This is a genomic window from Lysinibacillus sp. NPDC097231 (genome assembly GCF_044761885.1).
Lineage (GTDB): Bacteria > Bacillota > Bacilli > Bacillales_A > Planococcaceae > Lysinibacillus.
Genome location: NZ_JBIWDH010000028.1, coordinates 25,898 through 39,370 on the forward strand (window position 1 = coordinate 25,898; position 13,473 = coordinate 39,370).

11 protein-coding genes and 1 pseudogene are annotated in these 13,473 nt (G+C 38.6%); 1 reads left to right on the forward strand and 11 read right to left on the reverse strand.

Going from position 1 to position 13,473, the window contains the following annotated elements:
• Nucleotides 1–1,032: 1,032 nt before the first annotated feature.
• Entirely contained in the window at nucleotides 1,033–1,503 is a 471-nt protein-coding gene (gene yiaA, locus ACIQXF_RS16170) for an inner membrane protein YiaA (protein ID WP_402784540.1), read from the reverse strand.
• Between the two features lie 352 nt (nucleotides 1,504–1,855).
• On the reverse strand, nucleotides 1,856–3,550 hold the full coding sequence (locus ACIQXF_RS16175) for a methyl-accepting chemotaxis protein (protein ID WP_402784542.1): 1,695 nt from the start codon (nucleotides 3,548–3,550) through the stop codon (nucleotides 1,856–1,858).
• A 216-nt stretch (nucleotides 3,551–3,766) separates the two neighbouring features.
• Between ACIQXF_RS16175 and ACIQXF_RS16180 the strand changes: the two are divergent.
• Nucleotides 3,767–3,936: pseudogene (locus ACIQXF_RS16180) on the forward strand (shikimate kinase); the annotation flags it as partial.
• Nucleotides 3,937–4,144: 208 nt separating this feature from the next.
• Here ACIQXF_RS16180 and ACIQXF_RS16185 read toward each other — a convergent pair.
• The 9 genes from ACIQXF_RS16185 to ACIQXF_RS16225 all read right to left on the reverse strand — a co-directional run bounded on the left by ACIQXF_RS16185 (nucleotide 4,145) and on the right by ACIQXF_RS16225 (nucleotide 12,964).
• The gene (locus tag ACIQXF_RS16185; protein ID WP_402784545.1) at nucleotides 4,145–5,611 is read right to left on the reverse strand and encodes an AMP-binding protein; all 1,467 of its coding nucleotides are present in this window, start codon (nucleotides 5,609–5,611) and stop codon (nucleotides 4,145–4,147) included.
• A 16-nt stretch (nucleotides 5,612–5,627) separates the two neighbouring features.
• Entirely contained in the window at nucleotides 5,628–6,359 is a 732-nt protein-coding gene (gene fabG / locus ACIQXF_RS16190; RefSeq protein ID WP_402784547.1) for a 3-oxoacyl-ACP reductase FabG, read from the reverse strand.
• Nucleotides 6,343–7,254, reverse strand: coding sequence for an intracellular short-chain-length polyhydroxyalkanoate depolymerase (gene phaZ, locus ACIQXF_RS16195; RefSeq protein WP_402784550.1), 912 nt, complete (start codon nucleotides 7,252–7,254; stop codon nucleotides 6,343–6,345). Before phaZ ends, fabG begins: the two co-directional genes overlap by 17 nt.
• Before the next feature lie 12 nt (nucleotides 7,255–7,266).
• Nucleotides 7,267–8,271 (reverse strand): 3-oxoacyl-ACP synthase, encoded by a 1,005-nt coding sequence (locus ACIQXF_RS16200; protein ID WP_402784553.1) that lies wholly within the window; start codon nucleotides 8,269–8,271, stop codon nucleotides 7,267–7,269.
• Complete coding sequence (locus ACIQXF_RS16205; RefSeq protein ID WP_402784556.1) at nucleotides 8,268–9,284, reverse strand: branched-chain amino acid ABC transporter permease; 1,017 nt, start codon at nucleotides 9,282–9,284, stop codon at nucleotides 8,268–8,270. Before ACIQXF_RS16205 ends, ACIQXF_RS16200 begins: the two co-directional genes overlap by 4 nt.
• Nucleotides 9,281–10,153 carry a branched-chain amino acid ABC transporter permease gene (locus ACIQXF_RS16210; protein ID WP_402784559.1) on the reverse strand — a complete coding sequence of 291 codons (873 nt, stop codon included), beginning with the start codon at nucleotides 10,151–10,153 and terminating at the stop codon, nucleotides 9,281–9,283. The genes ACIQXF_RS16205 and ACIQXF_RS16210 overlap by 4 nt, the downstream gene beginning before the upstream one ends.
• Before the next feature lie 15 nt (nucleotides 10,154–10,168).
• Entirely contained in the window at nucleotides 10,169–10,876 is a 708-nt protein-coding gene (locus ACIQXF_RS16215) for an ABC transporter ATP-binding protein (RefSeq protein WP_402784628.1), read from the reverse strand.
• On the reverse strand, nucleotides 10,851–11,627 hold the full coding sequence (locus ACIQXF_RS16220; RefSeq protein ID WP_402784562.1) for an ABC transporter ATP-binding protein: 777 nt from the start codon (nucleotides 11,625–11,627) through the stop codon (nucleotides 10,851–10,853). Before ACIQXF_RS16220 ends, ACIQXF_RS16215 begins: the two co-directional genes overlap by 26 nt.
• Before the next feature lie 98 nt (nucleotides 11,628–11,725).
• Nucleotides 11,726–12,964, reverse strand: coding sequence for a substrate-binding domain-containing protein (locus ACIQXF_RS16225; protein ID WP_402784565.1), 1,239 nt, complete (start codon nucleotides 12,962–12,964; stop codon nucleotides 11,726–11,728).
• Nucleotides 12,965–13,473 lie beyond the last annotated feature (509 nt).

Consider the following 13,473-nt stretch of genomic DNA (forward strand, 5'->3'; position numbering starts at 1 on the left):
CGTGCAATGTGGTTAAACGCTTCATTTTTTTGGAGTTGAGTTCTTCGTTTTCAGCCTCATTGCTATCGTGCAACGTGGTTAAACGCTTCATTTTTTTGGAGTTGAGTTCTTCGTTTTCAGCCTCATTGCTATCGTGCAACGTGGTTAAACGCTTCATTTTTTTGAGTTGAGTTCTTCGTTTTCAGCCTCATTGCTATCGTGCAATGTGGTTAAACGCTCATTTTTTATGGAGTTGAGTTCTTCGTTTTCAGCCTCATTGTTGTCGTACAACGTGGTTAAACGTGAAATTGCGTGCTTTCTTTTAGTATCACCCCGATTCTTGATTCCCCCTAATTGAAAGCAGTCTAATATATATTAATTAATTTTTAAAATAATTCTCATCTTATATTAGCAAATTTGCAGTATTCTTTTACATATTTATAAACACACATTCTTATGGGGGCTAAATGTAAGTTATCAAGATGAGTCTGCTTTTTGTAATCTTAAAAATTAATTAAATTCTAATGGGTGTTGGACTAAAAAAGTGGTTACGAAAAAGGAGAGTATAGTCATATGGTGAAAAGTTGCCGTAATCTTAAATCAGTCTTATTTCAGTCGTAAATAAAATTTATAGTTTTATTTTTAGTCAATTTTTATAGGAGTCAATTTATTAAATCACAGGCATACATAAAAATCAATAACCATTTTTAATATTTGGAATTTTCCAGAAACACTGTGCTTTTTGACATAGTTAAACGCCGAACATAAAACCTAAAACACTGATCCATCCAATAATTTGAACGAAATCAGCGTTTTCTTATTCTGATATCTTACTTGAAAAGGTTAAGGGTATTCCATTTATTTATAATTGTTTAACAAAGTAAAATGCTTTATTGTTACTCTTTATTAATCTAATCTGCCCAGTTCGTAAATAAAACCCAACAAAAAAGGCATAAATCCTTGTTGGATAAACGCCCTTTTAGTTCAAACAGAATTATCCAGCTACAAAAACCCCTTGCAACATAGTAGGATTCTGCCATTGTGGTATATAACTCAATCTTTTTCTCTTGCTCTCTGTGTATCTCTTATATTCTTTTGAACTGTTATAGCTGCAAATAAACTAAGAACAAAAGCCATACTATAAAATCCTTTTTCGCTTAAAACTATACTTCCTGCATTGTATAAACCAATGGCCATTAATGAAATAGATACAATAAGTGCGAACCAACTAATACCATAATAAATATTAGTAACTGGTATTCCCTCATCTTTATCTCTAACTGCTTTTTGTAAAGATATCGCCGAATAAAGTCCGAATACTAAAACTGCAAAGTAAAATCCTTTTTCGTTCAATTGCATATTTGCGTTAAACAAACCTATAAGATAAGACGAAATACCTACTAATAGTGCTGCCCACGAAGCTCCTTTGAAGGGAGGGGTCGGTTCTCCCTCTTTCCTTACTTCTTTCACTTTTAAATCATTTCGTTTTCCTTTATCTACTAAAGCTTCATCGTCATTTGACATGCAATTTTTCGCCTCCATCTTTTAATCTAATAAAAAGAGAGCACTAGAAACACTGTAGTGCACCCTCCTACATCTATTATATAAAAATTCCTTACAAATAATATAATTTTTATTGTCAATTTCCGTTTAGGAATTGCATTCTTTCTTATCTTTCTTATCTTTCTTATCCTTCTTATCTAATTAAAGCCCACCTTACATTAAATAAGACGACCTAGAGGAGAAGGTGGTTACTCAACTATTCTCAAACTCATTATCTGGAATCAGACTTTATCTGCTTGCATCAAAGTGAATGTCGCTATTGTATGTTTCATGTCATTTTTGATTCCATAAAGCTTCTGTTGCTTGCATAGCTTTAGTATTGAAATTTTTTAAGTAAGCCTTGAAGCTCGTCTGCCTGTTGAGCCATCTCTTTTGCTGAAGAAGCCATGTTTTCTATGGAAGCTAGCTGCTCCTTGGCAGTAAATGTTACATGCTCTGAGCTTTCTGTTGCACTACTAGCAATGCGGGCCATTTCCTCTGTTGAAGTCGTCACTTCCTCAACACTTGCCGACATTTGCTCAGTCACGGCCGAAATGTCATGTAGCTGTGTACTAACGCCCTTAATAGACTGCATAATCTTTTGAAAGGCCTCTTTTGTTTCATCGACAACTTCTATACCTGCAGCTGTTTCCTTCGTGTTACTTGAAATAGCTGTAATGACATTGGACGTATCGTCTTGAATCGAAAGAATAAGGGCAGCAATTTGGTCTGCCGACTTTTTCGATTGTTCTGCTAATTTCCGAACCTCGTCTGCCACTATGGCAAACCCCTTTCCTTGTTCCCCGGCACGTGCTGCTTCAATCGCAGCATTTAAAGCAAGTAAGTTCGTTTGATCGGCAATGCTAGTAATGACATCAACTATATTGCCTATCTGTTGCGATTGTTCACCTAATATACGAACCTGTTTCTCTACATGATCAGATGAATCATTAATAATTGTCATTTGTGACATCACGCGATTTAAGGAATCATTTCCTTGCGCTGCCTCATGACTCATTAAATCAGCAGCATCTGAAACAGTTGAAGCGGTTTCGGCAACCTGCTGAATGCCAACTGCCATTTCCTGCATAACAGTTAAGCTTTGGCTTGTACTATGTAATGTCATTCTTGAGCCATTAGCTAGATCTTCTAAGGTTGATGCTAACTTCCTCGTCATTTCCGCTGTTTGCTGCGATTGAGATGTTAAGCCATCAGAAGATAAATCAACCTGTTGAGAGGTTCTTGCTGTTTGCTGCATTAAAACTTTTAAGCTTGTCAGCATTTTATTAAAAGATTGTGCAAGCTCTCCTGCTTCATCCTTTGAATTAATTTGCAGCTGTTTTGTTAAATCTCCTTCTCCTTCTGCAATATCTCGTAGTTGCTGATTCATTTCACGGAGTGGTTTTACAAATGCTCTCGTGGACAGGAAACTGCCTACTATTGCGATGACTGCTCCGATGAATAAGACAATTAACAGCTTACCAATAAATGAGAAAATAATGTTATTAACCTCATTTATTGTTACGCCAACAAACCACATTCCAATAATGTCTCCATTTGCATCCTTAATGGGTGCATAAAGCGTTAAGTATTTTGTTCCTACTACATCAGCTTCACCGATAAATGTTTCGCCTTTATTCATGACCTTTTCGATGACCTTTGGATCAGCATCCTTGCCAACTAAGCGTTCTCCATTTAGCTGTAAATTGGTAATCAGCCCTTTTGTACCTTGAAAAATGGTTACACCGCCTTCGATGCTTTCTCCTACTTCATCCACAAAGGCCTCTTGCTCTACTATCTTTGTATTCCCTTTGTAAAGCTCCCCATTTTTTATAGTCCAGTCTCCCTTAAATCGTTCTTCAAGTAGCTTATAACCTACCTTTGAAATATGTGTTATACTCTGCTCAAAATTGTTACGCAAGATATCTTTTACTTGCCCATATGAAACAAATGCAATCATAATGCTTAAAAATATAATAACTCCTACTAAAAGCATATTAAATTTTGTACTAATTTTAAAAGTACGCAAAAGTTCATTCTCTCCTTTCTCTTCAATATTTTAGTTCAAGATGGAAATGGAAATGAAATTTGCTTAAGGGCATGCAGAAATCAATCACAAGTCACAAAAAGAAACCAATATATGTATAAAATGTAAATCATGTTAATTAAACATTATTCTGAATATAGTTTCAATACATTATCGATAAATTAACATTTTTGACTTAATTTTAACTAAATTACTTAACTAGAAGTCAATAAAAGTGTTTATAAGCTTGAACATAAGCCATCAAAAAGGAATATTGAATGGTCTGAACATGATTTAAAAAGCTCAATGGAGAAATATAGCTTAAATTCCTTAGACGGTGCAATTAAATACATAATACAAACTTGAGTGCAAAAGAAGTGGCTATTTGAATCAAGGAGCAAAAAAAGAACTTCCATTTTTGCGGAAGTTCTTTATATCTATCGCCTTCTATCTAAGCCCCTATTAGCATTTATTTAACCCCACTCACATTGGTTTATACTCCTCAACATACATATCTTCCGAAACCATCCGTTTTGTATTAAATTTCCTTTCAAGATAGTTATTTTGGTTGCCACCCCAATAAAACCAAGCGATTTTTTAATTTGTGGATTTTATAGATAATTGCAATGCCTTTTTATCAATTTTTCCAACACTTGTTTTAGGTAATTCATCGATGAAAATAATTTTTTTAGGTATTTTGTAGCGACCTAAATACTTGCCGCACAGCTCTTTTATGTCCTCTAAAATTGTAACTTCCTTATCCTGACAAACGATAAATGCAGTCACAATCTCTCCCCAATATTCATCTGCTACTCCAATTACCGCGACCTCTTGCACTTGCTGATGGCGTAGGATGCATTGTTCTACCTCCTGCGGGTACACATTCTCCCCCCCAGAAATGATCATCTCCTTGCTGCGACCGACAATATAAAAGTCACCATCTTCATCCATCATGGCTAAGTCGCCTGTTTTAAGCCAGCCATCTTGCACTATTCTTTCAGTCTCCTGTTGATTATTCCAGTAAAATCGAAACATATGCTTTCCTTTAACAAAGAGCTCTCCCACTTCACGAGGAGCACAGCTTTGTCCTGCACGATTGATAATTTTAGCTTCATTGAATTGCATGCTCTTGCCCACTGCACCCTTTTTCAAATAAGCATCCTCACGCGAAATATAAAAATTGTTTGGCCCCGCTTCTGTTAAGCCGTAGCCCTCTTTAAAAAATAACCCCTTCATAAAAAACGCGTCATATATTGGATACGGGCAAGGTGCACCACCTGATAAGAATACTTTCATTGAAGGAAAACTACTTTTCATAAAATAGTTTGTCGCAATCATCGCTTGATACATTGTTGGCACAAAAAGAGCAATAGTCGTCTTATACTGATTAATGGCCAAAAGAGCCGTTTCGGCATCGAACTTATCACCAATAACAACCGTACCACCGGCCATTAACAGCGGAATACATAGTGCATTTAACCCTCCTGTATGAAACAACGGCATATAATTTAATGTGCAATCATCATCACTTAAGCCCCAGCTAATAATGGTATTCATCGCATTCCAATTCACAGAATTAAAGGAAAGTACAACCCCCTTGGCCTTTCCAGTTGTGCCCCCTGTATAAATCATAAGCCAAGGATCATTCAGATCTACCTGTCTAATACTTAAGCTACCAACTTCACAAGCTAAGTGAAGAGGATGCCTATTTTCTAAAGATAAAGGGCAATTCATTGCATCATCATATAAAAGTAAGGAAGGCGTTGCATCTGCCACAATCTCATTTAATTCTTTTGAACTCATTCGCCAATTTAACGGCACATAGATTAGTCCCCTTAAACCACAGGCAAATAATACGGCAAAAAGTTGGATGTGATTCTTCGCAAATACGGCTACACGACTTCCTATCTGTAAGTCTTGACTTTCAAAAAAATGGCTCCATTTTGCGATTTCCTCTGTTAATTGCTGATAAGTCCATTGCTCCTTCGTTTCTAGGTTTACTAATGCTATACGTTTAGGTGTTAACGATGCACGCTTTAATATCCAGGCTTGCTCTACAAACATCTTGAAAGCCCCCTTATCACATCATGATTGCGCCATCCACATGTAACGTGTGACCGTGGACATAGGAAGCCTCATCAGATGCTAAAAATAAATAGGCATTGGCAATATCTCTTGGTGTTCCTAATCTTTGCAGTGGTACGATTGAGCGCATTTGTGCAAGAATATTTTCAGGCATCTTTTTCACCATCTCCGTTTCCGTAAAGCCAGGTGCCACTGCATTCACGTTGATGCCCTTACGCCCTAATTCCTTCGCCCATGTTTTGGTCATGCCTACAATAGCGGCTTTTGTTGCAGCGTAATTCGTTTGACCAACATTGCCATAGACACCACTTACAGAAGATGTATTAATAATTTTTCCTTCACCAGCAGCAACCATATGTGGAATAACCTCCTGTGTACAATGAAAAACCCCAGTTAAATTAACATCGAGCACCTGTTGAAACTGATCCTCTGTCATTTTTGTCAGCATGGCATCACGCGTAATACCTGCATTATTCACTAAAATATCCACTCGACCAGCGTGCTCGATGGCCGTTGCCACCAGCTTCTTTACACTTTCCCTATTTGCTACATCTACTTGTACAAATAATGCCTTATCCCCTAATTGCTGCGCAGCTGTAACTCCTGCCTCTTCATCATAATCAGCAATAAAAACAAACGCACCTTCTTCAATAAATCGTTCAGCAGCAGCATAGCCTATACCGTTCGCAGCTCCAGTAATAATGGCAACTTTATTGTTTAAACGCATAATTTTTCCCTCCAATTTCTAAAAAGGCTTCGATTTCAGATGTAAGCTGTGCTAAATCATCAATTAATGGAGAATGACCACAATCCTTTAAGCTAACAAATTGCGCATTTGTGCCTAAATCATGCATAGTTTCATCCTTCATTTCCTCTGTGATGACGTAATCACGATCCCCACGTAACACTAAGACGGGGATGTTGATTTGCTGTACTTCATATGTGCCTTTGGCGACCTCATTATCAGCAGCACTTATATTAAAGACATTTAACGCGTGATACACCTCAGCGAGATTTCTTTGCGTCAGCATATCCTCTACATATTCTTTATAAAGTTCCTTACTAGGCTGTTGATGTGTATAAATTAGTGCGTTCCAAATTGACTGTAAGCCTTGCACATTTTGGGAATTATAGAAGCCCTGTACTAATTTTGTTTTAGATGTATCTATGAGTACCTCATTATAGGTAAACGCTCTCTTTAATAAGGCTTGATTTCCAGTCCCTAAATCCGTGTAAAATGGATAACCTCTTGTCGATGCTGAAGCTAGTAATATAAGTCGCTGACAAAGCCCTTGATAATTCGCAACAAACTGCATACATACTGCTCCACCCGTTGACCAGCCGATCATATCAAACTGTTTCAATTGCATCGTATCTACAAAAAGCTTTACATCATCGCTAAAATCTTTTATCGAGGCTATTGGAGTGCGATAAGAAGAACCCCCAAAGCCCCGTAAATCTAACGCATAAATTGTATACTTTTCATCCAACACGTCTATTAGAACGTCCCAATGCTTAGAGGATGTCATATTGCCATGAATAAGTAATAAAACCTGTTCTCCCCCTTGACGTTTACGATAAGCAATCGTTTCTCCATTTGATAGCTGAACAGTTTCTAACAATGCCCTTCCCCCTTATCCCCATCGGATTGTCATAGCTCCCCAGACATAACCAATACCTGCACTAACAAGTGTGACAATGTCTCCATCTTGAATGCGACCTTCTTCTAAAGCTAGCTGCAATGATAATATTTGATCAATTTGTCCAATATGACCAAATTCCTGTAAATAGATGGACTGTTCCTGCTGTAAGCCAAGCTCAGATAAAATATGATCATGGGCAGATCTTTTCATATGGAGCATAGCTAAATAGCCAATATTCCCCTCACTTAATCCACTTTTCGCTAAAGATGTTCGAATAACCTTTAAAAAATTGCTTAATGATTTTTGTTCTAAGCGCTCCTTCATTCCAATTGGATCGATAACATCGAGCTGATATAAATGATGCTCTAAATCATAAGGTGTTAAAGGTTTCTTTGTACCACCAACAGGTACGACAACATCTTCCGAAAAAGAGCCATCTGTCATTATATCCGCCTCTAATAAGTGGTTTTTGTCATAGTTCTTTTGTAAAAGAATGGCGCCACCACCAGCTGCTAAATTGTACATAAAGCGCGTTCGAGGATTGCTGTAATCAATAAAATCAACATTGCGGTAACCACCTGCCAGTAGGACAGTATGAATAGAATCATCCGATGCCATTAAGCTCTTGGCTAGTTTAAGCGCCATAATTGTCGTCCCACATCTTAATTGCACATCGAATGCCCAAGCATTTACTGCCCCCAGCTCCTCCTGCATTTTTATCGAGGCCGTCCACAGGGGATATTCCTTATGCTCCTCTCCTATATAAATCACAACATCAATATCTTTCGGATCAATATTAGCTTTTCGTATAGCCTCCTGAGCTGCCCATACACCCATTTGAACGGTATGATCATGCTCTCCAGGAATAGGCTTTTCATGGATGCCCATTTTTTGTCGGATAATGTCTTCTGGAATAGTAGAACGTACTGCAATTTCTTTGGATTTCATTTTCGTTTGTGGAATATAAATTCCTGTACTTACAATACCTACAGTCATTCAAATCGCTCCTTTTCCTGCGACAGGGCACCCGTTGTTTTTCTTTCTCTAAGCTTTAATCTCCATTTCCAAAACACCAGACGAAGTGATCCAATAATTCCTTTCGGGAAAAAGATGACCGCTGAAATATAAAGAATCCCAAAGAAAATAATCCATCGTTCAAATATTGGATAATTACGTGCCAGCCCTGAAAGTGCATGTTGTGCATATTCAATAACGGCCGCTCCTAGTAATGGTCCAATCAGTGTGCCCACACCACCAATAATCGTCATCAATAATGCATCTAACGTAATGTCCATCGTCATAACACTCGTATTGACAAATCGAAGTGATACAGCATATAAGGAACCTGCTAAACTAGCAACGGTCCCTGCAACAATGGATGCAATCACTTTATAATGTAAAGTGTTGTAGCCTAATGACTTTGTTCGTTGTTCATTTTCTCGAACAGCAATTAAAATTCGACCTGTAGGCGAATTTACGAAGCGGTAGAGTACGATAAATATTACGACTAAGCATGTCAACACAAAGAAATAAAAGGTCATTCTGTCTCTAAATATTTCTGGTGCTCTAAATGTAAAACCGTCGTTTCCGTAAGTGACAGAACGCCATTTTTCTGCCAATACTAAAAACAGTCCTGCAAAGGCCAGTGTCAGCATCGCAAAGAAATGGCTTTTTAACCGAAGTGTCAGTAACCCTACCAGGAAGCTAATGAATCCTGCTAGCAACATACCCACTACGATAGACAAGAAAAATATCGAAAGCGTTGCATCCATTTGTTTCAGCATGACAGCCGTCGTGTACGCTCCTATACCAAAAAACATGGCATGACCAAATGATACAATGCCTGTGTAACCTAGTAGAATGTCATAGCTCATCGCTAAAATCCCAAAGATAAAAATTTGTGTTAATAGAATCATTAGTGTTCTAGAATCATTGACGAAAGGGAGAAGTATTAAAATGGCTAACATTAGAAAAAAGCACACATATTGCAATGAAAGCTTCTTTTTCATGTTGTTCTCTCCTTTCGCATCGCAAACAGGCCTTGTGGGCGGAAGATTAAGACAATCGCCATTAAAATCATATTGACCGCTAGTGATAACACGGGCACATAATAAGCCATAAAGCTACCCGCTAGCCCAACTAAAATAGCCGCCAACAATGAACCTGAAAAACTGCCCATGCCACCAATAACTACTACGATAAAGCCTAAAATCGCATACTCCATGCCCATTTCCGTATAGATGACACCAGAATACGGAGCCATTAACATACCACTAAGGGCTGCAAGTGCCGCTCCCACCATAAAGACATATAAAAATACTCGCTTGATGTGAATACCAAGTGCTTGTGCCATTTCTTTATCCTGTACACCAGCTCGAACGATCAGCCCAATCTTTGTGCACTTTAGCATATACTGGAATATACCGAAAATCACAAAACCTACAACAATAATAAATAAGCGATATTTAATGATAATAATGTCCCCAATTTCCCAGCTGCCTGTTAAATAACTTGGCGTTTTTACGGCCACACCATTTGGACCAAAGAACACTTTTATCAATTCCTGCAACACAAGCATGAGCCCTAATGTAATTAAAATTTGCTGAATATGATTCCCATACACGGGTGTAATAATTAATTTTTCTGTGATAAATCCTAAAAGTGCACCTGTGACAATTGCCCCGATGATGCCAATGAAAAAGCTTTCCGTAAATATATAAGTAAATATCCCAGCATAAGCTCCCCATACAAATAATCCACCGTGTGCAAAGTTCAGAACATCCATTAATCCAAAAATTAACGTCAGGCCTGCCGCCAGTAAAAAAATCAACATGCCCGTCGCTAGTCCATTAATGACTAAATTTACGAACAGCTCCAATGAACCACACCACCTTTATCCGATTCCAAGATACTTTCTTTTGAGTTCTTCATTATGGATAAGATCCTGCATTTTTCCTGAGTGAACAGTTCTCCCGTCATCAATCAATGTATACGTATCGCCAATGCGGCTCGCCATCATAAAGTTTTGCTCGACAAGTACAATGGACGTTTGCTTCTTCATCTCAATGATAGCCTCCATCACTTTCTCCACAACGATGGGGGCTAGCCCTTTTGAAGGCTCATCTATCAAAATTAATTTGCTATCATTTATAAATGCCCTGGCCATGGACAGCATTTGCTTTTGACCACCTGAAAGATGTCCGCCTGCTTTCTTCCAAAACTTCTTTAAATCAGGGAACAATTCTAGCACATAATGTTGTCGTTCTAAAGTTGCTTCATCCTCTTTGCGCATGGCTACCTTCATATTTTCTTCTACGGTTAAATCGGCAAAGATCCCTTGATTTTCTGGTACATAACCTATCCCTAATTTTGCAACTTTGTAGGTTGGGCTTTTTTTAATAGAATGTGCACGAAATTCTACCTCTCCCTTCGTGGCAGGCGTTAACCCCATAATCGTTTTTAAAGTGGTAGTTTTACCTGCACCATTTCGACCAAGTAGAACAGTGACCTGCCCCTCCAATGCCTCAAAGTTGACCCCCTGCAAAATATGGTATTGGCCGATATGTGTGTGAACATCATTTAATTTCAGTAAGGTGTTCATCATACAGCCCTCCTAAATATGCATTTTGTACGGTTTCATTTATCATGATGTCCTCTGGTGTTCCATCCGCGAGTAGTTGACCGTTAAACAGAACCATAATCGTATCCGACAAATCTAGTATCATATCCATTTTGTGCTCGATAAGGAGAATGGTTTTATCACCCTGTTTTTTAATGGTGCGAATGACCTCTAAGATTGTGGGAACCTCCTCCAAAGACATGCCCGCGGTTGGTTCATCAAGTAAAAGGATTTCTGTATCAAGTGCTAACAACATAGCAATCTCAAGCTTTCTCTTTTCCCCATGAGACAGCATTGTCGTGAGGGCATCTCGTTTATTGTCGAGTAAAACAAGTGTTAATAGCTCCTCTGCTTTTTCAGTAATTGCTTTATAGCTTTGATAATGGCGAAATAATTGGTAGCGCACTTTCTCCTTGGATTGCACAGCCAAACGAACATTTTCTAAAACCGTCAAGTTCGGAAAAACATTGGTGATTTGAAATGATCGCCCTAGCCCCATACGTGTTCTTTCAACTGCAGATTTTTGCGCAAGTGATTGACCCTTAAAAAAGACATCTCCAGCAGTCGGCTTTAACTCCCCACTAATTAAATTAAAAAAGGTTGTTTTGCCAGCACCGTTTGGGCCAATAATGGATTTCAAATGTTTTTCTGGCATATTAAAACTCACTTGGTCAACAGCAGTGTGTCCCCCAAAGCGAATCGTTAAGTTTTCAGTTCGTAAAATAGGCTCCATACTTTTCTCCTTTCTAGTACTTCTATCCCTCTTCACTCATTCTCCTCTGAGATTAGATGAAGAGAGACAGAATTTTAGGGATTCTGTCTCCAACTTCACTAATTCATAATCGGAGGTGCTGTCTCTTCAGGACTAAGCTCACGAATTAGTACTGGAACCGGATAATCTACTCCATCTTGTTTTTCTAGACGGATTGAATACATCGACTGTAAAGCTTGATGGTCTTCTTTTCGGAAAGTCATCGTTCCTTTTGGCGTTTCAAATGACATTCCTTCCATAATGGCGATGAGTTTTTCCGCATCAGCATCGCCATTTGATTTTGTCAGAGCTTCCACGATTGAAATGGCTGCAGACATGCCTCCTGGCGTAAATAAATCTGGAACTTCATTGAAGCGTTTTTGATGCTCCTCAACCAACCATTTATTGACATCATTTTGTGGTAATGTGTGATAATAAACAGAGAACCCTTCCATACCTACTAAAGGATTCATGAATTTCAGGGCAATAATATCTGGTGCACCTGTAGAAATCTTAATGCCCTTCTCTTGGATTTTTAAATCCGCGATTTGATTCCAAGGTGAATTAGCACCTGCCCATACTACAAATAAATAATCTGGCTTGGCATTCATGACTTTTTGCAAATTAGAGGTAAAATCAGTTGCTGCTGGATCTGCATATTCCTCTAAGACAATTTCTGCACCCAGCTTTTCCGCAGCTGTCTTAAATGCTTTCACCCCGTCCCAGCCAAAAGAATAATCCGGCGCAAAAGTTGCGATTTTTACACCCTTGCCAGCGATCGCCGCTGCTGCTGCATAAGCATCCTGTGATGAATTTCGACCTGTACGGAAAATATATTTATTAAATTCTGAGCCAGTAATACTATCCGCAACTGCCGGCTCTACAACCATTATTTTTTTATATTCTTCAGCTAATGGTAAAACAGCGAGCGTATCACCTGAACTAGAGGAACCCACTAAGAAATCAACCTTGTCATCCTCTAATAGCTTTGTTGCTTTTTGTACCGCAACCTCAGGCTTTGTTTCTGTATCTTCATAAACAACCTCTATTTTCTTACCGTTAACCTCCATCTTGCCACCTGTAGCATATTCAATCCCTAAATCAAACCCACGCTGTGTTTGCTTCCCATACGACTCCAGAGCCCCAGTCAATGACGCAAGTACACCGATTTTAATAGTGCCCCCTTCCTCAGCATCCCCCTTTGTTTCATCTGCTGAAGCCTTACCATCCGTTGTACTATCCTTCGTTCCCTCCCCATTACAAGCCACCATCAACATTGCCAACATCAATAAAAGCACAAATAACCAATGCCTCTTCATCCCATAACTCCTTTCATAATGAGCGAAATAGAAAGCGCTTTCGTAGCTATGACACCACTATATAAAACCTTAGTTACAAATTAGTTACAAGATAGTTGGCTCAGTAACCTGAGCCAACTATCTCTGCAGCGAAAATGGAGCGCTAGCGTAATGACAGCTGCAAAAATCTCCGCGAGTGTAGCACAGCGCAACGATAGTGACAAATTCTTTAAGTAGCTGCCCTAAGGGGAGCTACTTTTTCTGTTACGAAAGTGAAGCATAGCGTAACGGCAGTGACAAAAATCTCTGCAGCGAAAATGGAGCGCTAGCGTAATGACAGCTGCAAAAATTTCTGCGAGTGTAGCACAGCGCAACGACAGGGACATCTTTAAATAGCCTCCCTAAAGAGTAGCTACTTTCTCTGTAGCAAATCACAACAAAAAAATGCTACTGCGAAGGTCATTCTTAATGCTTCATTAAAAAAAGGGAAATATTCATACAAATAAAGAAAACTTTCCATTTTATGTGCG

Coding starts and splice junctions, on each gene's coding strand:
- ACIQXF_RS16205 (WP_402784556.1), bottom strand. CDS start 9,284: ATGAAAAAGAAGCTTTCATTGCAATATGTGTGCTTTTTTCTAATGTTA.
- ACIQXF_RS16225 (WP_402784565.1), bottom strand. CDS start 12,964: ATGAAGAGGCATTGGTTATTTGTGCTTTTATTGATGTTGGCAATGTTG.
- ACIQXF_RS16220 (WP_402784562.1), bottom strand. CDS start 11,627: ATGGAGCCTATTTTACGAACTGAAAACTTAACGATTCGCTTTGGGGGA.
- ACIQXF_RS16200 (WP_402784553.1), bottom strand. CDS start 8,271: ATGACTGTAGGTATTGTAAGTACAGGAATTTATATTCCACAAACGAAA.
- fabG (WP_402784547.1), bottom strand. CDS start 6,359: ATGCGTTTAAACAATAAAGTTGCCATTATTACTGGAGCTGCGAACGGT.
- ACIQXF_RS16215 (WP_402784628.1), bottom strand. CDS start 10,876: ATGAACACCTTACTGAAATTAAATGATGTTCACACACATATCGGCCAA.
- yiaA (WP_402784540.1), bottom strand. CDS start 1,503: ATGTCAAATGACGATGAAGCTTTAGTAGATAAAGGAAAACGAAATGAT.
- ACIQXF_RS16185 (WP_402784545.1), bottom strand. CDS start 5,611: ATGTTTGTAGAGCAAGCCTGGATATTAAAGCGTGCATCGTTAACACCT.